The 20,355-nt window shown below is 72.4% G+C and carries 21 protein-coding genes; 19 read left to right on the forward strand and 2 right to left on the reverse strand.

Translation table 11 applies throughout. From position 1 onward, the window contains the following. The first annotated feature begins 43 nt into the window (after positions 1-43). The 17 genes from NLU66_RS09955 (at position 44) to NLU66_RS10035 (ending at position 16,075) form a co-directional block, all read left to right on the forward strand. On the forward strand, positions 44-2,044 hold the full coding sequence (locus tag NLU66_RS09955; protein ID WP_259359550.1) for an aldo/keto reductase: 2,001 nt from the start codon (positions 44-46) through the stop codon (positions 2,042-2,044). A 13-nt stretch (positions 2,045-2,057) separates the two neighbouring features. Beyond that, the gene (locus NLU66_RS09960; RefSeq protein WP_259359551.1) at positions 2,058-3,044 is read left to right on the forward strand and encodes a LacI family DNA-binding transcriptional regulator; all 987 of its coding nucleotides are present in this window, start codon (positions 2,058-2,060) and stop codon (positions 3,042-3,044) included. 162 nt (positions 3,045-3,206) lie between these two features. Continuing rightward, on the forward strand, positions 3,207-3,419 hold the full coding sequence (gene rpmE, locus NLU66_RS09965; RefSeq protein WP_137770482.1) for a 50S ribosomal protein L31: 213 nt from the start codon (positions 3,207-3,209) through the stop codon (positions 3,417-3,419). 182 nt (positions 3,420-3,601) lie between these two features. After that, positions 3,602-4,720 carry a peptide chain release factor 1 gene (gene prfA / locus NLU66_RS09970; RefSeq protein ID WP_259359552.1) on the forward strand — a complete coding sequence of 373 codons (1,119 nt, stop codon included), beginning with the start codon at positions 3,602-3,604 and terminating at the stop codon, positions 4,718-4,720. Then, positions 4,717-5,637 (forward strand): peptide chain release factor N(5)-glutamine methyltransferase, encoded by a 921-nt coding sequence (prmC, locus tag NLU66_RS09975; protein ID WP_259359553.1) that lies wholly within the window; start codon positions 4,717-4,719, stop codon positions 5,635-5,637. The genes prfA and prmC overlap by 4 nt, the downstream gene beginning before the upstream one ends. Positions 5,638-5,649: 12 nt before the next feature. Next, positions 5,650-6,657 carry an L-threonylcarbamoyladenylate synthase gene (locus tag NLU66_RS09980; RefSeq protein ID WP_259359554.1) on the forward strand — a complete coding sequence of 336 codons (1,008 nt, stop codon included), beginning with the start codon at positions 5,650-5,652 and terminating at the stop codon, positions 6,655-6,657. Next, positions 6,654-7,820 (forward strand): glycosyltransferase family 4 protein, encoded by a 1,167-nt coding sequence (locus NLU66_RS09985; RefSeq protein WP_259359555.1) that lies wholly within the window; start codon positions 6,654-6,656, stop codon positions 7,818-7,820. Before NLU66_RS09980 ends, NLU66_RS09985 begins: the two co-directional genes overlap by 4 nt. Beyond that, a complete protein-coding gene (locus tag NLU66_RS09990) occupies positions 7,807-8,292 on the forward strand; it encodes a hypothetical protein (RefSeq protein WP_259359556.1) in 486 nt (161 codons plus the stop codon). Before NLU66_RS09985 ends, NLU66_RS09990 begins: the two co-directional genes overlap by 14 nt. Positions 8,293-8,744: 452 nt before the next feature. Further along, positions 8,745-9,428 (forward strand): F0F1 ATP synthase subunit A, encoded by a 684-nt coding sequence (atpB, locus tag NLU66_RS09995; RefSeq protein ID WP_416232151.1) that lies wholly within the window; start codon positions 8,745-8,747, stop codon positions 9,426-9,428. A gap of 70 nt (positions 9,429-9,498) precedes the next feature. Then, positions 9,499-9,726 (forward strand): ATP synthase F0 subunit C, encoded by a 228-nt coding sequence (gene atpE, locus NLU66_RS10000; RefSeq protein ID WP_137770489.1) that lies wholly within the window; start codon positions 9,499-9,501, stop codon positions 9,724-9,726. A gap of 10 nt (positions 9,727-9,736) precedes the next feature. Then, entirely contained in the window at positions 9,737-10,276 is a 540-nt protein-coding gene (locus NLU66_RS10005; RefSeq protein WP_259359557.1) for a F0F1 ATP synthase subunit B, read from the forward strand. A gap of 9 nt (positions 10,277-10,285) precedes the next feature. Continuing rightward, the gene (locus NLU66_RS10010) at positions 10,286-11,101 is read left to right on the forward strand and encodes a F0F1 ATP synthase subunit delta (RefSeq protein ID WP_259359558.1); all 816 of its coding nucleotides are present in this window, start codon (positions 10,286-10,288) and stop codon (positions 11,099-11,101) included. Between the two features lie 75 nt (positions 11,102-11,176). Next, positions 11,177-12,802 (forward strand): F0F1 ATP synthase subunit alpha, encoded by a 1,626-nt coding sequence (gene atpA / locus NLU66_RS10015; RefSeq protein ID WP_259359559.1) that lies wholly within the window; start codon positions 11,177-11,179, stop codon positions 12,800-12,802. Positions 12,803-12,874: 72 nt separating this feature from the next. Beyond that, positions 12,875-13,795, forward strand: coding sequence for a F0F1 ATP synthase subunit gamma (locus NLU66_RS10020; RefSeq protein WP_259359560.1), 921 nt, complete (start codon positions 12,875-12,877; stop codon positions 13,793-13,795). Positions 13,796-13,846: 51 nt separating this feature from the next. Continuing rightward, positions 13,847-15,319 carry a F0F1 ATP synthase subunit beta gene (gene atpD / locus NLU66_RS10025; RefSeq protein WP_168198074.1) on the forward strand — a complete coding sequence of 491 codons (1,473 nt, stop codon included), beginning with the start codon at positions 13,847-13,849 and terminating at the stop codon, positions 15,317-15,319. Next, positions 15,316-15,591 carry a F0F1 ATP synthase subunit epsilon gene (locus tag NLU66_RS10030; protein ID WP_259359561.1) on the forward strand — a complete coding sequence of 92 codons (276 nt, stop codon included), beginning with the start codon at positions 15,316-15,318 and terminating at the stop codon, positions 15,589-15,591. The genes atpD and NLU66_RS10030 overlap by 4 nt, the downstream gene beginning before the upstream one ends. 16 nt (positions 15,592-15,607) lie before the next feature. Next, positions 15,608-16,075, forward strand: coding sequence for a DUF2550 domain-containing protein (locus NLU66_RS10035; protein ID WP_259359562.1), 468 nt, complete (start codon positions 15,608-15,610; stop codon positions 16,073-16,075). Between the two features lie 44 nt (positions 16,076-16,119). On the opposite strand, the gene NLU66_RS10040 is transcribed toward NLU66_RS10035, so the two are convergent. Next, a complete protein-coding gene (locus tag NLU66_RS10040; RefSeq protein ID WP_259359563.1) occupies positions 16,120-17,352 on the reverse strand; it encodes an N-acetylglucosamine-6-phosphate deacetylase in 1,233 nt (410 codons plus the stop codon). Between the two features lie 79 nt (positions 17,353-17,431). Continuing rightward, the gene (gene nucS, locus NLU66_RS10045) at positions 17,432-18,139 is read right to left on the reverse strand and encodes an endonuclease NucS (protein ID WP_259359564.1); all 708 of its coding nucleotides are present in this window, start codon (positions 18,137-18,139) and stop codon (positions 17,432-17,434) included. Between the two features lie 137 nt (positions 18,140-18,276). On the opposite strand from nucS, the gene NLU66_RS10050 reads away from it, so the two are divergent. Together NLU66_RS10050 and NLU66_RS10055 are read left to right on the forward strand one after the other, a co-directional pair. After that, positions 18,277-19,191, forward strand: a complete 915-nt coding sequence (locus NLU66_RS10050) for a hypothetical protein (RefSeq protein ID WP_259359565.1) — start codon at positions 18,277-18,279, stop codon at positions 19,189-19,191. Further along, positions 19,188-20,240, forward strand: a complete 1,053-nt coding sequence (locus NLU66_RS10055; protein ID WP_259359566.1) for a hypothetical protein — start codon at positions 19,188-19,190, stop codon at positions 20,238-20,240. The genes NLU66_RS10050 and NLU66_RS10055 overlap by 4 nt, the downstream gene beginning before the upstream one ends. Positions 20,241-20,355: the final 115 nt, after the last annotated feature.

Below are 20,355 nucleotides of genomic sequence, written 5' to 3' on the forward strand. Positions count from 1 at the left end.
CGTGAACGTTCACGCCCCGACTCCGAAGGACAGTGAGGTCTCCATGAGCACCCGTCTGCGCTGGGCCGTTCTCGGCCCGGGCTCGATCGCCCGCCGCTTCGCCACCCATCTCCCGCACAGCGAGCTCGGCGAGCTCGCCGGCGTCGGCAGTCGCGACGCCGGCCGTGCCCGCGCCTTCGCGGAGGAGTTCGACCTGGGCGCCGACGCCGTGATCGGCGACTACGACACGGTGCTCGCCTCCGACGCGATCGACGCGGTCTACGTCTCGACCGTGCACACCGGCCACGCCCAGCTCGCGATCGCCGCGCTCCGCGCCGGCAAGCACGTGCTGTGCGAGAAGCCGCTCGCCCCCAACTCCGGCACCGCCATGGCGATCACCGACGCCGCACGCCGCAGCGGGAAGGTCCTCCTCGAGGGCTTCATGTACCGCTTCCACCCGCAGACCCTGCGCGTCCTCGAGATCGTCGCCTCCGGCGAGCTCGGCGAGATCACCCACGTGGACGCCTCCTTCTCCTTCGACACTGGCGGCCGCGAGGGCCGTCTGTTCGGGACCGACGTCGCCGGCGGCGGCATCCTCGACGTGGGCTGCTACCCGCTCTCCCTCGCCCGCCTCGTGGCCGGCGCCGCCGCGGGCACCCTCGCCGTGGAGCCCAGCTCGCTCAGCGGCGCCGGGACCCTCGGCCCGACGGGCGTCGACGAGTGGGCCACCGCCGAGCTGGTCTTCCCCTCCGGCGCCACCGCCTCGCTCCGCACCGGTGTGCGCCTCGCGGACCCGCAGTCCGCGACGATCACCGGCACGCGCGGCGTGCTGCGCCTCGAGGACCCGTGGGCGCTCACCGATCGCCAGGTCATCCGGGTCGACGTGGTGGGGGAGGGGAGCCGAGAGATCGAGATCGAGCCCGCTCACGCCTACGCGCTCGAGGCCGACGCGCTCGCCCGCGCCGTCGCCGCCGGGCAGGACGAGGTCCCCGAGCTCACCCTCGCGTTCAGCCACGCCCAGGCGAAGTCGCTGGACGCCTGGCGCGCCCAGCTCGGGCTCCGCTACCCCTTCGAGGCGGACACCGCCGCGATCCCCACCGTCTCCGGTGACCCGCTGCGCGTGCGCGACGGCGCCTCGATGCCCTACGGGGAGATCCCCGGGGTCGGCAAGAAGGTGTCCCGCCTCGTCATGGGCTGCGACAACCAGGTCGACCTCGCCCATGCCTCCGCGCTCTTCGACGCCTTCTTCGAGGAGGGCGGCACGACCTTCGACTCCGCGTACATCTACGGAGGCGGGCACCACGAGGTGCTCCTGGGGCAGTGGGTCGCCAACCGCGGGGTCCGCGAGGACGTCGTGGTGATCATGAAGGGCGCCCACACCCCGCACTGCGACCCTGAGTCGATCACCCGCCAGCTGGGCGAGTCCCTCGAGCGCCAGCAGACGGACTACGCGGACCTGTACATGATGCACCGCGACAACCTCGACATCCCCGTGGGCGAGTTCGTCGACGTGCTCGACGAGCACGTGCGCGCCGGCCGCATCCGCGCCTTCGGCGGCTCGAACTGGACCCCCGAGCGCGTCGACGAGGCCAACGCCTACGCCGCCGCGAACGGCAAGCAGGGCTTCAGCCTCCTGAGCAACCACTTCGGCCTCGCCGAGGCGCTCGACGTGCCGTGGGCCGGCTGCGTGCACGCGACCGACCCGGCCTCCAAGGCCTGGCTCGAGGAGCGGAGGATCCCGCTGTTCCCGTGGTCCTCGCAGGCCCGCGGGTTCTTCACGGGCCGCGCCCGCAAGGACGACCTCTCCGACGCGGAGCTCGTGCGCTGCTACTACTCCGACGAGAACTTCGAGCGCCTCGACCGCGCCGGGGCCCTCGCCGCCGAGCTCGGCGTGCCGACCACCGCGGTCGCGCTCGCCTACGTGCTCGCGCAGCCCTTCCCGACCTTCCCGCTGTTCGGGCCCCGCTCGATCGAGGAGATGCGCTCCTCGATGACGGGCCTGTCGATCTCGCTCACCCCCGAGCAGACGGCATGGCTGGACCTGCGCTCCGACCGGCCGGCGTGACAGACTCCCGCGCATGACGCAGCAGGACAGCAGCCCCGGCGCGCGCCGGGCGACGATCATCGACGTCGCGGCGCGCGCCGGGGTCTCCCGGCAGACGGTCTCCCGGGCCATCAACGACATGCCGGGGATCTCCACGAGCACCCGGGAGCGCGTGCTCGCCGCCGCCGAGGAGCTCCACTACCGACCCTCGCGGTTCGGGCGGGGCCTCGTGAGCGCGGGACCGCCCACGCTCGGCCTGCTCGTGGACGACCTCGCCAACGCCTTCTTCCCCGAGGTGGCGCGGGCGATGATCCGCGCCGCCTCCGAGCGCGGCTGGACCGTGCTCGTCGCGGAGACCGGCGGCGCCGAGGACCCGGAGGAGGTGGGCCGCGACCTCGCGCGCCGTGTCGACGCGCTCGTGGGCTACGGCCTGCCGCAGCGCACGGGGGACGCCGTCCCCGAGCGGATGCCGATCCTGAGCCTCGACGGGCCGCGCACGGGGGACCGCCCGGGCGTGCTCTTCGCGCTGGACCCCGCGCTCGAGGAGCTCGCCGCGCACCTGCGCTCCCAGGGGGTGCGCCGCGCCGTCCTCCTGGACAACGACCTCACCGGCCCCTCCGATCGCGCGCGCCGCGTCCGGGAGGGACTCGCCGGGGTGCTCGAGGAGCTCGAGGTCGTGCCGATGGTGCCGGACGGCGTCCGGGCGCAGCTGGACACGGCGCTGGCCGCGTCGCCGGACCTCCTCATCGGATGGAACGACGCGCACGCCCTCGCGGTGCTCAAGGAGCTCCGGTCGCGCGGCGTCGCCGTGCCCGAGCAGGTGCGGGTCATGGGCATCGACGGCCTCGGGATCGGCACGCTCGTCACCCCGGAGCTGACGAGCCTCGGCGTGGACCTCGAGGCCATGGCCCGCGAGGCGGTGGACCTCGTGGACGGCATGTTCTCGGGGGCGCTGCCGCTGCTGGGCGAGCGGTCCCGGCGCGAACTGCCCTACCGGCTCATCCGACGCGGCTCCGCCTGAGCACGGCGGGGGAGGGCGCCGGCGCGCGGGGCCTGCGATGTTGCCCACGCCGCATCGCACGCTCTCGCGCCGGTGGGTGCGCTCATGGCAGGATGGTGCGTCGGTTCTGGTTCACGGCGCCCGCCGGGCGACGACCCAGCGACCCGGACGAAGGAGACTCTCATGAAGGCTGACATCCACCCCGCATACGTGGAGACCACGGTGACCTGCACCTGTGGCAACACGTTCACCACCCGCAGCACCAAGACCGACGGCGAGATGCGCGCCGAGGTGTGCTCCGAGTGCCACCCGTTCTACACCGGCAAGCAGAAGATCCTCGACACCGGCGGCCGCGTGGCCCGCTTCGAGGCACGCTACGGCAAGAAGAAGGCCTGATCGACGTACTGCGAGGTACGAGCGGTAGGAGATCAGGCGAGAGCACAGCCTGATCGACCGGTCGATCTGCGCCAGGTCAGCCTGAGGCAGGTCTCCGACGCCGGCGTCCGCCCCTGGGGCGGGCGCCGGCGTCGTCATGTCCGGGGCCGTCAGGCCCGAGCCAGAGAGGTGGGGGAGCGAGGATGAGCAGCACCGACGCGCAGAGGGCGGGGCTCGACGCCCTGCGCCGTGAGCACGGCCGCCTCGAGCAGGCGATGGCCGACCCCTCCCTCCACGAGGACGCCTCACGAGCGCGCTCCGTGGGCCGCCGCTATGCCGAGGTGCACCAGATCGTCACTGCGGCGGACGCCCGTGACGCCGTCCTCGAGGACCTGGCCACCGCCCGGGAGCTCGCCGAGGAGGACCCGGAGTTCGCCGCCGAGGCGCAGCACCTCGCCGCACGCGCCGAGCAGCTCGAGGCGGAGCTCGAGGAGCTGCTCGCTCCCCGTGACCCCGATGACGGGCGCGACGTGCTGCTCGAGATCAAGGCCGGGGCGGGCGGCGAGGAGTCGGCGCTGTTCGCCGCGGAGATGCTGCGCATGTACCGCGCCTACGCCGAGTCGAAGGGCTGGACCGTCGAGGTCATGAGCTCCTCGCCCTCCGATCTGGGCGGGCTGCGGGACGTGACCGTCGCGATCGGGGCCCGCTCCGCGGCCGCCCCGGCGGACGGCGTCTACGCGCACCTCAAGCACGAGGCCGGGGTGCACCGGGTGCAGCGCGTCCCCGTCACCGAGTCCGCGGGCCGCATCCACACCTCCGCCGTCGGCGTGCTCGTGCTCCCCGAGGCGGACACCACCGACGAGGCGGAGCTGCTCGCGGAGGAGATGGCGCCCGCGAACCTGCGCATCGACGTCTTCCGCTCGAGCGGTCCCGGTGGGCAGAGCGTCAACACGACGGACTCCGCCGTGCGGATCACGCACCTCCCCTCGGGCATCGTCGTCTCCTGCCAGGACCAGAAGAGCCAGCTGCAGAACCGCGAGCAGGCGCTGCGGATCCTGCGCACGCGGCTGCTCGACGTGCGCCGCCAGGAGCAGGACGCCCAGGCCTCGGCCGCGCGCCGCTCGCAGGTGCGCACGGTGGACCGCTCCGAGCGCATCCGCACCTACAACTTCCCCGAGTCGCGCGTCGCGGACCACCGCACGGGCTACAAGGCCGGGAACCTCGCGCAGGTGCTCGCCGGGGACCTCGACGCGCTGATCGGCTCCTCCCGCGAGGCCGAGCGCGCCGCCCGCCTCGCCGAGAGCGCGGAGGGCGAGGGATGAGCGGGGAGGACCGCACCCGGCTGCGGGCGGCCCTCGCCGCGAGCACGGAGACCCTGGGCCGCGCCGGGGTGCCGTCCCCGAGCGTCGACGCCCGCGCGCTGATCGTCGCCGCGGCGCGCCACGAGGGACCGCTGGTCCTCCTCGACGACCTGCCCGCCGATTTCGAGGAGCGGCTCGAGCAGCTGGTCTCCCGGCGCGCCTCCCGTGAGCCTCTGCAGATCATCCTGGGCCGCGCACCCTTCCGCCGGCTCGAGCTCACGGTGCGGCCGGGCGTCTTCGTCCCGCGCCCGGAGACGGAGCTCGCCGTGGACCTCATGACGCAGGAGCTCGGCGGGGTCCCGTCGCGCGTCGTGGACCTCTGCACGGGCAGCGGGGCGCTCGCCTCGGCCGTCCTCGACGAGATGCCCCGGGCGACCGCGACGGCCGTGGACGTGGATCCCGCCGCGGTGGCGCTCGCGACGGAGAACATCGACGCCGCCGGCCCGGGCCGTGGCCGGGTGCTGCAGCTGGACCTCTCCGTCGACGTCGACGACCCGGCCGCCGCCGCGCTGCGCGAGCTCGCCGGGGCCGAGGCCGTCGACGGTGCGGGCGGGGTGGACGCGGTGCTCTCGAACCCGCCCTACGTCCCGCCGGGCGCCGTGCCGCGCGAGCCGGAGGTGCGTGACCACGATCCCGAGCGCGCCCTCTACGGCGGGGGAGCGGACGGCCTCGCCCTCCCCGCCCATGTGCTCCGCTGGGCACACGCTCTGCTGCGCCCCGGGGGTGTGCTCGTCATGGAGCACGCGGACGTCCAGGGCCCCGCCGCCCGGGAGGTCGCCGCCCGCCACGGCGGCTTCACGGCGATCCGCACCGCGCAGGACCTCACGGGCCGTGACCGCTTCCTGGTGGCGCACCGGTGCTCCCAGGCGGGGAAGTGAGAGACTGACCCGGTGAGCGTGCACGACACCCAGAACCCCGAGAACCGCGACGACTCCCTGGAGGCGGCCGTCGCGGCCGTCCGCGACGGCAGGCTGATCGTCCTGCCCACGGACACCGTCTACGGCATCGGCGCGGACGCCTTCACCCCGGACGCCGTGCAGGCGCTGCTGGACGCGAAGGGCCGCGGCCGCGACACGCCGCCGCCGGTGCTCGTGGGCGACCACGCCGTGCTCATGGCCCTCGCGGTCGACGTCCCCGAGTGGGCGGAGCGCCTCACCGAGGAGTTCTGGCCCGGGGCGCTCACCCTCATCCTCTCGGCGCAGCCCTCGCTGACCTGGGACCTCGGGGAGACCCGGGGCACGGTCGCGCTGCGCATGCCCGATGACGAGACCGCCCTCGAGCTGCTGCGACGCACGGGACCGCTCGCCGTCTCGAGCGCGAACCGGCACGGGAAGCCCGCGGCCCTGACGATCCTCGACGCCGCGACCCAGCTCGGCGACGCGGTGGAGATCTACCTCGACGGCGGCCAGGCGCGCATCGGCACGAGCTCGACGATCGTCGACGCGACCGTCACCCCGGCCGTGATCCTGCGCGAGGGCACCATCACCCGCGAGCAGATCGTGGACCTCGTCGGCGACGTCTTCACCGCCCCGGAGCCCGAGCAGGACCCGGATGCCGATCCGGCCGAGGAGCTCGCGCCCGGCGACGAGGCCGCACCGGCCGAGGGCACGGAGGCCGGGACCGGGTCCGGCACGGCGGCCGACGGCGGGACCGAGGCCGGGACCGTCGGCGACTCCACTCCCGTCACCGAGGGCGGGGCGGTGTCCCCGTCCGCCGACGAGCCCGCGTCCTCGGCCGCCGTCGCCCCGGCCGCCGGAGGCCTCGACCTGCCCGCGGAGTCGGAGATCACCACGCCGAGCCCGCAGCTCGACGAGGTCGCCGCGGTCGAGGGGAGCGCCGACGCCGGCGCCGCCGACGGGGCCGCCGGCACCCCGCGGCAGGAGAACCCCGCCGGGTGAGGATCTACCTCTTCGTCCTCCTGATCTCGGCGGCGGTCGCCTACCTGACCACGCCCGCGGTCCGCCTGGCCGCGCGCCGGCTCGGGGCGATGACCGCCGTCCGCGAGCGGGACGTGCACGACGCCGTGACGCCGAGGCTGGGTGGGGTCGCCATGTTCGCCGGGGTCGCGGTCGCGATGCTCGTGGGGTCGAGGATCCCGTTCCTCGCCCCCGTGTACGAGGACTCCCACCAGCCGTGGGCGATCCTCGGCGCGGCGGGCCTCGTCTGCGCGCTCGGCGCGGCGGACGACAAGTGGGACCTCGACTGGTGGACGAAGCTCGCCGGTCAGGCGCTCGCCGCGCTGCTCATGGCCTGGCAGGGCGTGCAGCTCGTGTCCCTCCCGATCGGCGGCGTCACCCTGCTCTCGAGCCACACCTCGATCATCCTCACCGTGCTCGTCGTCATCGTGTGCATGAACGCCGTGAACTTCGTCGACGGGCTCGACGGGCTCGCGGCGGGCGTCATGGCGATCGGCGGCACCGCCTTCTTCCTCTACGCCTACCTGCTCACCAGGGACAACTCCGCGACGGACTACTCCTCCCTCGCCGCGCTCGTCACCGCCGCGATGATCGGCGCCTGCCTGGGCTTCCTGCCGCACAACCTCCATCGCGCCCGGATCTTCATGGGGGACTCCGGGTCGATGCTGCTGGGGCTGCTGCTCGCCGCCTCCACCATCGCCGTGACCGGGCAGGTGGACCCCGCGGCGCTCTCCGGCGCGGACTTCTTCGGGCAGTTCCTGCCGATCCTGCTGCCGATCGGCGTCATGATCATCCCGTTCCTGGACTTCGCGATGGCGGTGGTGCGTCGCATCGGCTCGGGGCGCTCCCCGTTCCACGCCGACAAGTCCCATCTCCACCACCGCCTGCTGCGGCTGGGCCACTCCAAGCGCAGCGCGGTGCTCATCATGTACGTCTGGACCGTGCTGGTCTCGGTGGGCCTGCTGCTCCCGCTCGTGCTGCCGCTGCGCACCGTCGTCGTGGCCTGGGTGCTGGGACTCCTCGTCGCCGTGCTCGTCACGCTCGACCCGCTCACCCGCCTGCGCCGCCGGCGCGCCGCACGATCCGATCCCGGCCCCGCCGCCGGACCCGCAACCGATCTCGAGGACCACCATGCCCCCCGCTGAGACCCCCCGCCCCGACCAGGCCGACGGCATCCGCACCGCCCGCGCCCGCAACGAGCGGATGCTGCTGCGCGCACTGCTGCTCGCCGTCGCGGCCGGCGTCGTCATCGACCTCGTCGTGATCCTGGTCGCGCTCGGCGTCGGGAAGGACGGCGCGGTGGCCGGCGCGCTCGTCGGATCGGCCCTCGCGCTCGTGGTGACCCTGCCCACAGTGGGCAGCGCCCTCGCGGCCCGGCGGCTCGACGCCACGGCATGGGCGATGGTGCTCATGGGGAGCTGGATGGTGAAGATGTTCGTGCTGATCATCGCGCTGCTCCTGCTCAGGGACGCCGAGTGGCTGTCCCGCCCCTGGCTGGGGCTCGCGCTGCTCGCGGGAGCGATCGTCTCTGCGGTCACGGAGGCCGTCGGCATGATGCGAGGAAGACCTCGTCTCGAGGTCGCCCCGACGACCCCGGACGACCCCGGTGAGCAGTGACGCTCTGATATGCTCACATCGTCTTCACGCGGCCTGAGCCGACGCTGGTGACGGCACCCTCCTCCCTCGCCGCAGGGAAGCCCTGAGCGGATCTCCACGCGAGGCGAAGTGCCGTAACCGACGGCGACGGTGCCACCGCAGAGGCCACGCCCGTTCCCCGGGTCGAGGTCCGCGGTGGAGTGGCCGTGAGACACCCCGGGCCGAGGTCCGCGGGTGCAGGGACACCGCACGACCATCCGGGCCGGACGCGCCCGGGCCCCCGCACCGCGGGACGGCCCGGAATCCCGCCGCGAACCTCCGGATGCCACACCTGACCACGGGAGCTCGCGCTGAACACCTCCGACACCGCCCACGTCCTCGCCGAGGGTGATTCGTTCTTCCACGTCCCGACGATCGGGGAGTTCTTCCCGGACGCGATCCTCTTCGAGGGGACCTGGTTCGAGTTCAACCGCGTGCAGCTGGTCCGCCTGATCATCCTGGCCGTGACCCTCATCGTGCTCGCGATCATCGCCTCCCGCGCCAAGCTCGTGCCGGGCAAGGCGCAGAGCATCGTCGAGATCCTCATCGAGTTCGTCAACAGCTCGATCATCCAGAACACGCTCGGCCTGCGCGAGGGCAAGCGCTTCGCCCCGATGCTCATCACGATGTTCTTCTTCATCTTCGCGATGAACCTGGGCGGCGTGATCCCGGGGCTCAACCTCGCGGGCACCTCCGTGATCGGCATGCCGCTGCTGCTGGCCCTCTGGACCTTCGTCACCTACGTCGTCTTCGGCGTGAAGAAGCACGGCCTGGGCGGTTACCTCAAGCACGAGACGATGCCCCCCGGCGTCCCGAAGCCGATCTACATCCTGCTGGTGCCGATCGAGTTCCTGCAGGTCATCCTGATCCGCTGGGCGTCGCTGACCATCCGACTGCTCGCGAACATGGTCGCCGGGCACATCATGATGGTGGTCTTCATCGGCATGACCCAGGCCCTGCTCTTCTCCGGCTCCGCGCTCATCGCGCTCGCACCGTTCTCCGGCGCGCTCGCGATCGGGATCTACGGCTTCGAGATCTTCGTCGCCGCCCTCCAGGCCTTCATCTTCACGATGCTCACCGCGGTGTACATCCAGATGGCGACCTCGGACGAGCACTGATCGTCCCCACCCCCTGCTCCACCCCCACACCGCTGCCGTCCGATCGGTCGGCACAACGAAAGGAACCCCTGTGGACACCTCGCTCATCGCCGCTCTCGAGGGCAACATCGCGACCGTGGGCTACGGTCTCGCCGCGATCGGCCCGGGCATCGGCATCGGCATCATCGTCGGCAAGACCGCCGAGGCCATGGCTCGTCAGCCCGAGCTCCGCGGTCAGCTCCAGACCACGATGTTCATCGGTATCGCGTTCACCGAGATCCTGACGCTCCTCGCCATCGTCACCGGCTTCATCTTCTGAGGACCCGCTGATGATTCAGGCTGAAGAGAGTGTGCCGGGCTGGCGCCTGCTGGTGCCTGAGCCCCAGGAGATCGTCTGGACGCTGATCTTCCTCGTCATCTTCGCCCTGGTCTTCATGAAGTTCATCCTCCCGCGGCTCAACGCCGTGCTCGAGGAGCGTGCGGAGAAGATCGAGGGCGGCCTCAAGAAGGCCGAGGAGGTCCAGCACCAGGCCGACCAGCTGAAGGCCGATCAGGAGCAGGCCCTCGCCGAGGCCCGTCAGGAGGCGTCCGCGATCCGCGACCGCGCCCGCCAGGACGGCGCCCGCATCATCGAGGAGGCCAAGGCCCAGGCCGGCTCCGAGAACGAGCGGCTCCTCACCGCCGGGCGCCAGCAGCTGAACGCGGAGCGCACGAGCGCCGCCGCCCAGCTGCGCGGAGAGGTCGGGACGCTCGCGAGCGACCTCGCCTCGAAGATCGTGGGGGAGTCCCTCTCCGACGACGAGCGCTCCCGCCGAGTGATCGACCGGTTCCTGGACGACCTCGAGTCGACCCCGACCGCGACCCGATAAGGACACCAGATGCGAGGAACCTCCTCCACCTCCCTGCGTGAGGTGACCCAGCGATCCGAGCAGCTGCTCCGGGGCGACGACGTCGTCCTCGGGACGGTCGCCGCGGATCTGTTCGGGATCGCCGACGCGATCGACTCCAGCAACCAGCTGGTGCGGACCCTCAGCGACGGCGGCCGTCCGGCCGAGGTCAAGGAGTCCGTCGTCCGCTCGCTCTTCGAGGGGAAGGTCGGCCCCGTCGCCCTCGAGCTCACGCTCGAGGTCGTCCGCCGCCGCTGGTCCGAGCAGGAGGACGTCCTGGACGCCCTCGAGCAGCTCGGCGTGGAGGCCCTCCTGGAGCAGGCCTCCCGCGAGGACGCCCTCGGTGCGGTCGAGGAGGAGCTCTTCCAGGTCTCGCGCCTCATCGAGGACAGCGGCGAGCTCAGCGGAGCCCTCGACGACGCCCGGGGGACCCCGGGCCGGCGGGAGGGCATCATCACCCGCCTGCTCGAGGGCCGCGCCCACCCGCTGACCGTCGCCCTCGCCGCCCGCGGCGTGGAGCGTCGCAGCGACCTCAAGCCCGCCCGTCGCCTGCTCGCCTTCGCGGAGATCGCCTCGGCGCGTCGCCGCCGGCTGCTGGCGGTCGTCGCGAGCGCCCGCCCGCTGGCGCCCGAGCAGCTGGACCGTCTGGGCTCGATCCTCGCCGGCATCTACGGCCGCGAGGTCCAGATCAACACCGAGCTGGACGAGGACGTCGTCGGCGGTCTGCGCATCGAGGTCGGCGACGACCTCTACGACGCGACCGTCCTCGCGCGCCTCGCCCAGGCGCGCACCCGCCTGGTGGCCTGACGGCCCCTCCCCGAGGCGAACCCCACCCGAGACCACAGCCCCCGCTTGGGGGAGAAGAGGAAGCGAAGCACCGCGATGGCTGAGCTCACGATCCGCCCGGAGGACATCCGGAACGCCCTGGACACCGCGGTGTCCACCTACCAGGCCGGCACTCCCGACCGCGAGGAGATCGGCCGCGTCACCGAGTCGGCCGACGGCATCGCCCGCGTCGCAGGCCTGCCCAACATCATGGCCAACGAGCTGGTGCGCTTCGAGGACGGCACCCTCGGCCTCGCGCTGAACCTCGACCTCAGCGAGGTCGGCTGCGTGATCCTCGGCGAGTTCACCGGGATCGAGGAGGGCCAGACGGTCCGCCGCACCGGCGAGGTCCTCTCCGTGCCCGTGGGCGAGGGCTACCTCGGCCGCGTCGTCGACCCGATGGGCCAGCCCATCGACGGTCTCGGCGCCATCGAGACCTCCGGCCGCCGCGCCCTCGAGCTGCAGGCGCCCGGCGTCATGCAGCGCAAGAGCGTCAAGGAGCCGATGCAGACCGGCCTCAAGGCGATCGACGCGATGACCCCGATCGGTCGCGGCCAGCGCCAGCTGATCATCGGCGACCGCCAGACCGGCAAGACCACGGTCGCGCTCGACACGATCCTCAACCAGAAGAAGAACTGGGAGAGCGGCGACCCGGAGAAGCAGGTCCGCTGCATCTACGTCGCCGTCGGCCAGAAGGGCTCGACCATCGCGTCGGTCCGCGGCACCCTCGAGGAGGCCGGCGCTCTCGAGTACACGACGATCGTCGCCGCCCCCGCCTCGGACCCGGCCGGCTTCAAGTACATCGCCCCCTACACCGGCTCGGCCATCGGCCAGCAGTGGATGTACGAGGGCAAGCACGTCCTCATCGTCTTCGACGACCTGTCCAAGCAGGCCGAGGCCTACCGCGCCGTGTCGCTGCTGCTGCGCCGCCCGCCGGGCCGCGAGGCCTACCCGGGTGACGTCTTCTACCTGCACTCCCGCCTCCTGGAGCGCTGCGCGAAGCTGTCCGACGAGATGGGCGGCGGCTCGATGACCGGTCTGCCGATCATCGAGACCAAGGCCAACGACGTCTCGGCGTACATCCCGACCAACGTCATCTCGATCACCGACGGCCAGTGCTTCCTGCAGTCGGACCTGTTCAACGCGAACCAGCGCCCGGCGGTCGACGTCGGCATCTCGGTCTCCCGCGTGGGCGGCTCGGCGCAGACGAAGGCGATGAAGTCGGTCTCCGGCACGCTGAAGATCTCGCTCGCGCAGTACCGCGACCTCGAGGCCTTCGCGATGTTCGCCTCGGACCTCGACGCCGCGTCCAAGCAGCAGCTCAACCGCGGTGCCCGCCTCATGGAGCTCCTCAAGCAGGCGCAGTCCTCGCCGTTCCCCGACGAGGAGCAGGTCGTCTCGATCTGGGCCGGCACCACCGGCAAGTTCGACGACATCGAGGTCGAGGACGTCCGCGAGTTCGAGGCGCAGCTGCTCGAGCACCTCCGCCACAACGGCTCCGTGCTCGAGGACATCCGCACCTCGAAGAAGTTCTCCGACGCGACCGAGCAGGAGCTCTCCTCGATCCTCGACCAGGTGAAGAAGGACTACCTGGCCGGCAAGGGTCAGGGCTCCGCGGTGAGCGACGTCCACACCAGCGCCTCCGACGAGGACATCGACCAGGAGCGCATCGTCCGCGGATGATCCGGCTCGCCGCCCGCCCCTCGGGGCGGGCGGCCCGGACCACCCGCACGGCGCTTCCCGCGAAGGAGAGACATGGGAGCCCAGCAGAGGGAGTACAAGAAGCGGATCGGCTCCGCCCAGGGCATGAAGAAGATCTTCAAGGCCAAGGAGATGGTGGCCGCCTCGCGCATCGCCAAGGCGCATGCCCGCGTGCTGGCCACGACTCCGTACGCCGACGCGATCACCCGGGCCATCGGCGCGGTGGCGACCCATTCCGGGGACGTCGCCCACCCGTTCCTGGACCAGGAGCGCTCCACGAACGGGCGCGCCGGGATCGTGCTGATCACGGCGGACCGCGGCATGACCGGCTCGTACTCGCACAACGTCATCCGCGCTGCGGAGGAGCTCGCGAACGCGCTGCAGGAGGAGGGCAAGACCCCGGTCCTGTACGTCGTCGGCCGCAAGGGCGAGACCTACTACCGCTTCCGCAACCGCCCGCCGCACGAGGCCTGGGCCCCGTACCACGAGGGTGAGCTCCCCGAGCTCGGCCACGAGATCGCCCAGCGGGTCACCGCGGACCTCCTCAGCGAGGACCCGGAGACCCACCTCGACGAGCTGTACCTGGTCGGCACGCGGTTCAAGACCCGCTTCCAGCAGGTCGCCCGCGCGACCCGGCTGGTCCCGATCGAGGTCGTCGACGCGGACGAGGAGCACGGCACCGCCCGCCCCACGTACCCGCTGTACGAGTTCACCCCGGACGCCGAGCAGGTCATGGACGAGCTCATGCCGCGGTACCTCGAGTCCAAGCTCGTCAACATCCTGCTGCAGTCGATGGCCTCGGAGCACGCGGCCACGCAGCGGGCGATGAAGACGGCGACGGACAACGCGGAGACCCAGGTCAAGAAGTTCACCCGCCTGGCCAACTCGGCCCGTCAGGCGGAGATCACCCAGGAGATCACGGAGATCGTCGGCGGCGCCGACGCCCTCTCGGGATCCGGTCGCAAGGAACGCTGAGCCGCCTCGAGCGCACCGAGCGCCGGCCCGAACCATTTGGAGAGAATGCAGATGAGCATCACCGACACCACTGACGCCACCGCGGCGCCCGCGCAGAAGGGCACGGGCCGGGTTGCCCGTGTCACCGGCGCGGTCGTCGACATCGAGTTCCCCCCGGGGGACATCCCCGAGCTGTACAACGCGCTGACCACCGAGATCTCGGTGCAGGGCGCGGGCCTCGAGCCCTCGACCCTGACCCTCGAGACGGCGCAGCACCTCGGCGACGGCATGGTCCGCGCCGTGGCCCTGAAGCCGACCGACGGCCTCGTCCGCGGCCAGGCGGTCACCGACACCGGCGCCCCGATCTCCGTCCCCGTGGGCGACGCGACCCTGGGCACCGTGTTCGACGTGACCGGCACCCCGCTGAACAAGCCCGCCTCCGAGGTGCAGGTCAGCGAGCGCTGGCCCATCCACCGCAAGGCCCCGAACTTCGACCAGCTCGAGTCGAAGACGACCATGTTCGAGACCGGCATCAAGTCGATCGACCTCCTCACCCCGTACGTGCAGGGCGGCAAGATCGGCCTGTTCGGCGGCGCGGGCGTGGGCAAGACCGTGCTCATCCAGGAGATGATCTACCGCGTGGCCAACAACCACGACGGCGTCTCCGTGTTCGCCGGCGTGGGCGAGCGCACCCGTGAGGGCTGGGACCTCATCGAGGAGATGACGGAGTCCGGCGTCATCGAGAAGACCGCCCTGGTCTTCGGCCAGATGGACGAGCCGCCGGGCACGCGCCTCCGCATCGCGCTGACCGGCCTCACGATGGCCGAGTACTTCCGCGACGTGCAGCAGCAGGACGTCCTGCTCTTCATCGACAACATCTTCCGCTTCACCCAGGCGGGCTCCGAGGTCTCCACGCTGCTGGGCCGCATGCCCTCCGCCGTGGGCTACCAGCCCAACCTGGCGGACGAGATGGGTGTGCTCCAGGAGCGCATCACCTCGACCCGCGGCCACTCGATCACCTCGATGCAGGCGATCTACGTGCCGGCGGACGACTACACCGACCCGGCGCCGGCGACCACCTTCGCCCACCTGGACGCGACCACCGAGCTCTCCCGTGAGATCGCCTCGCGCGGTCTGTACCCGGCGATCGACCCGCTGTCCTCGACCTCGCGCATCCTCGACCCGCGCTACGTGGGCCAGGAGCACTACGACGTCGCGGTCCGCGTGAAGCAGATCCTGCAGCGCAACAAGGAGCTCCAGGACATCATCGCGATGCTGGGCGTCGACGAGCTCTCCGAGGAGGACAAGGTCACCGTGTCGCGTGCACGGCGCATCCAGCAGTTCCTCTCGCAGAACACCCACCTCGCCAAGCAGTTCACCGGCGTGGACGGCTCCGACGTGCCCCTCAAGGACACCATCGAGTCGTTCAAGGGCATCTGCGACGGCGAGTTCGACCACGTCCCGGAGCAGGCGTTCTTCAACGTCGGCGGCATCGACATGGTGCTCGAGAACTGGCACAACATCCAGAAGGAGCTCGGCCAGTGAGCTCCCTCGCGGTCACCTTCGTCACCTCGGACCGGACCGTGTGGTCCGGCAGCGCCTCTCAGGTCGTGGTGCCGGCGGCGGACGGCTCGATGGGCATCCTGCCCGGCATGCAGCCGACCCTCGCGATCCTCGACCGCGGTGTGGTGCGCATCCACGACGAGTCCGGCCAGGTCACCGAGCGTGAGGTCGCGGGCGGCTTCGTGTCCGTGGACGCCGACGTCGTCACCATCGCTGTCGACCGCGCGGCTCGCCGCGATCCGGCCGAGCGCTGAACCGACGCTGACGCCGATGCATCATCCGAGCATCCCGATCCTCCTCGTGGGGGTCGGGATGCTCGTCGTTCTGGCGCTGGTCGTGCTCTTCGCGCTCAACGTGCGCCGCGCGGTCGTCCTCGACCGGGCGGGAGCCGTCCAGTGCCAGATGGCGCGGAGCCTCCTGGGGCGCCGTGAGGTCTGGCAGCACGGCGTGCTGCAGGTGGGCAACGACCGCCTGCGCTGGTTCCGCGACCTGTCGCTGCTGCCCGGGCCGCAGCTGATGATCCCGCGCCGGGACATCCTCGAGGTCGAGCGGGAGCGGCTCGTCGAGCCCGCGGGCCCGTCGGGACCCGGGGGAGCGGCGCCCGAGCGCGTGCTCGTCGCCTTCTTCCTGCGGGGCGGCCGCACCGTGCAGGCGCTCATGGACGCCCCCGCCGCCGCGGCGCTGCAGTCCTGGCTCGAGGCGGCGCCGACGGGCCTCGTCCTCGGCGACGCCGACTGACCCTGAGGCCTGAGGCCTGAGGCCTGAGGCCCGAGGTCCGAGCGTCAGACGGTGACGGTCTCCCCGCGGCGCAGCACCGCGGAGACCTCCAGACCGCGATCCGTGAGCAGCAGGTCCGCGCTCCGGCCGGCGGCGAGCGAGCCGATCGAGTCCTCGAGCCCCAGCACCCGTGCCGGGACGATGCTCGCGGCGCGCACGGCGGCCGTGAGATCGACCCCCGCCTCCTGCACCGCGAAGCGCACCACGTCGACCAGGTGCGCCGTACCGCCGGCGATCGCCCCGCCGTCGGTGAGAGTGGCGGTGCCGCCGGCGACGGCGACCTCCTGCGCGCCGAGCGTGTAGGTGCCGTCCGCCATGCCGGCGGCGGCCATCGCATCGGTCACGAGAGCCACGTGGTCCGGGGCGGCGATCGCGAAGACATGGGCGACGGTCCGGGCGTCGAGGTGGACGCCGTCGGCGATGACCTCGAGGACCATCTCGCCGCGGGCCCCCGCGTCGAGCGCCGCGAGCGCGGGACCGGGATCGCGGTGGTGCACGGGGCGCATGCCGTTGAACAGGTGCGTCGCGGTGGGCAGCGGGCTGCGTCCGCGGTGACGGCGCAGCGCCTCCGTGGAGCGGGCGATCGCGGCCGTCATCTCCGCGCTGGAGCCGTCGCTGTGCCCGAGGGAGGGGACGGCGCCGGCGGCGGCGAGGGCGTCGATGACGGCCTCGGCGGCCGGGGTCTCCGGGGCGAGCGTCATGGTCGCGAGGGCGCCATCTCCCAGCTCCGCGAGCTCGGCGACGAGGTGCGGGTCTCCGTCCACGATGTGCTCGGCGTTCTGGGCGCCGCGGCGCTCGACCGAGACGAAGGGCCCCTCGGAGTGGATGCCCACGATCTCGCCGGTCGCGGCGAGCAGGGCGAGGTCGCGCACGCGGGCGCGGAGCGTGTCCGCGGAGGCGGTGACGAGCGAGGCCACGAGGGAGGTGGTCCCGTGCCGCCGGTGCTCGTGGACCGCGGTGAGCATCTCCTCGGAGGTGGTGGAGTCCGGGAAGGACGCGCCGCCGCCGCCGTGGCAGTGGAGGTCGACGAGGCCGGGGAGGATGAGGCCCTCGTGCTCGAGCGTGCGGGCCGCGCGATGCTCCGGCGCGGACGTCGCGGGTCCTGACCAGCGGATCGTCCCTCCGGTGACGAGGACGAGGGCGTCGGGCACGAGGCCGCCGGGCAGCACGGCCGTGCCGCGCACGGCGAGGTCGACGTCGCCGCCGTGGGGATCGGCGGGGGAGGGTGTGGTGCTCACGACGGGACTCCTCGGTGGGGCGGGGCCGGGGCGGGACGGGTCCCGGGATCCCGGCGGGGTGGGAACTGCTGGGCGCGCGTCAGAACAGGCGGGACTCCGCGTCGTCCATGCCGCGGAGGGCGTCGTAGTCGAGGGTCACGCAGTCGATGCCGCGGTCCTGCGCGAGGACGCGGGCCTGGGGCTTGATGATCTGGGCGGCGAAGATGCCGCGCACGGGCGCGAGCAGGGGGTCGCGGTTGAGGAGCTCGAGGTACCGGGTGAGCTGCTCGACGCCGTCGATCTCGCCGCGCCGCTTGATCTCGACGGCGACGGCGCGGCCCTGCGCGTCCCGGGCGAGGATGTCCACGGGGCCGATCGCGGTGCCGTACTCGCGTCGCACGAGGGTCCAGCCCTCGCCGAGGGTGTGGATGTGCTCGGCCAGCAGCGCCTGCAGGTGCGCCTCGACGCCGTCCTTCTGGAGGCCGGGGTCCTCGCCGAGCTCGTGGGTGGACTCCTCGAGCAGCTCGTGGATCCGCACGCGGAGCGTGTCGCCCGTCTTGGTGTGGGTGACGTCCCACTGCTGGATCCAGGCGCCCTCGGGATCGGCCTCGGCCTCGGCGGCGGTGCGCTCGGTGGTGCGCAGCGTCGCGGGCGGGCTCATCCAGTTCAGCGGCTTGTAGCTGCCGCCGTCGGAGTGCACCAGCACGCTGCCGTCGGCCTTGAGGATCAGGAGGCGAGGGGCCAGCGGGAGATGGGCGGTGAGTCGACCGGTGTAGTCGACGGAGCAGCGGGCAACCACGAGACGCACCCGGCAAGGGTAGCCGATCCTGTGAGGTCACCGGGTGCGAGTGCTCACGTGGGGGTGGTCCCGTCCCGGGCGCGCCCGTATCGTGAGCGGGTCCCCTGCCCGGGCGGTGCCCGGTGAAACTCGAAGGAGCTGCCACCGTGCAACGTCTGCTGGCCATCCTGCTGGTCCTGATCGGAGTGATCGGACTCGTCCTGGGCCGTCTCGGAGAGACCACCTGGGCCCCCGCCACCGAGGTCACCGCGACCGCGGAGCTCGCCGACGCCGGCCCGGCCGTCGTCATCGACCCCGGCGTGCTCTACATCGGCGGCAAGGAGGGCACGGTCACCGTGACCGGCGCCTCCGACGTCTCCGTCATCACCGCGCCCGAGGGTGACGTGACCTCCTACCTCGACGGCACGAAGTACACCCGCATCACGGGCGCGAGCGACTGGTCCACGCTGACCACCGAGGTCGTGGGCGCGGACGGTGCGACCGAGATCGAGGACCCGACCTCCTCGGACCTGTGGCGCTCGGTGGAGACCTCCGCGAGCCCCGTGACGATCGACATCGCGGACTTCGCGGCGGGCGAGACCGGGGACAACGAGCAGGAGTACCGCCCGATCCTCCTGGTGACGGACGGGAAGGCCGCGGGTGCGGAGAAGGTCAGCATCACCTGGCCGGTCGAGGCGGAGAACCGCTGGGTGCCCTTCGCCTATGCGGGCGGCGCCGCGATCGCCGTGATCGGCCTCGTGCTGCTCGTGGTCTCCCTGGGCGGCGGCCGCCGCCGCGACGAGGAGGTCGAGGACGCGGATCATGGTGACCGCGCCGACGACGCCGTCGTCGCCGCCGATCCCACCGAGGAGCTGCCGCGCACGGAGGACGGCGGGACGCCGCTCGCGCCCACCGCGTCCAGCGCTGCCGGCGCGGCCGGTGCGGCCACCGCGGCCCCCGACCGGACCCCTCCCACCGCTCCCACCGCCCCGGAGGCCCCGGCCTCCGCCGACGACGCCGACCTCTGGTCCGTGGTCGACGAGGACCAGCGCCGCGCCGAGTCCCCCGAGGAGGACCGATGACCAGCCCCCGCCCCCGCACCGTCGCCCGGCGCCGTCTCGTGCTCGGCGGAGGCGGTCTCGCCCTCGCCGGCCTGCTCGCCGCGTGCGCCGAGACCCCCGAGGCCCCGCCCGCCGCCGAGGCCGGCCCCACCCTCGCCGAGCCCACCCCGAACACCACCGAGGACCAGCTCACGACCGTCGTCACCGAGATCGGCGCGGCCGTGGCCGCGGCGGACGAGGCCCGCGACGCGGGCAAGCTCGCGCCGCGCGTCGTCGGCTCCGCCGCCGCGTTCCGCAAGGCGATGTACGGGCTCATCGAGAAGGACGACCAGTGGGCGCAGGACCTCACCGCCCCCGGTGAGTCGCTCATGGTCCCCATGACCTCGACGGACGCCGAGTTCCCGCGCACCGCGATCGCGCTCGTCGCGAACTCGGCGAAGGACGGCGTGCCGATGTTCATGGCGCTCCAGCAGGCCGATGCCCGCTCCCCGTACACCACCTGGGGCTGGGCGCAGCAGGCGAGCGGCGTGGAGATGCCGGAGGTCCCCGCGGACCTCGTGGGCTCCGCTCCGGTCACCCCGGACACCGACGACCTGCTGATGACCCCGAAGGACGCCCTCGCGCTCTACGCGAAGGTGCTCTCCGACGGCGACGCCGCCGACAAGGACGACAAGCTCGCCGAGAACCCCTTCCAGACCGAGACCCACAAGCGCATCCAGACGGAGCGCAAGGAGCTCAACGCCGGCGTCGAGAAGGACGAGGTGGCCACCATCAAGGAGGTGTTCACGGTCGTCGAGGACGAGTTCGCCGGTCTGCGCACCGCGGACGGCGGCGCCATCGTGCTCGCGACCCTCACCTCCGTGCGCAAGGTGGCGATCAAGGACGGCGCGACCGTCCGCTACGCCGAGGACAACAAGTACACGACGGTGATCGGCACCAAGGAGTTCACCAAGGAGTTCATCCGCGAGTTCGGCACCCAGGTCGCCGTGTACATCCCCGCGAAGGACTCCGACGCCCAGGTCCAGCCCATCGGGGCGACCCAGACGGCGACGGGCACGAGCGGCTCCTGACCCGCGCTCCCCGCGACGCGCCCCGGGACCCCGCCACGGCGGGCCCGGGGCGCTGTCGTCCCGGTGCGTTCGCCTCCGGGGACGCTCCCGGGGCGCGGCGCACAGCCGCTGGCGA

This window comes from Brachybacterium sp. NBEC-018, from assembly GCF_024860185.1.
In the GTDB taxonomy this organism is placed as follows: Bacteria; Actinomycetota; Actinomycetes; order Actinomycetales; family Dermabacteraceae; genus Brachybacterium; species Brachybacterium rhamnosum.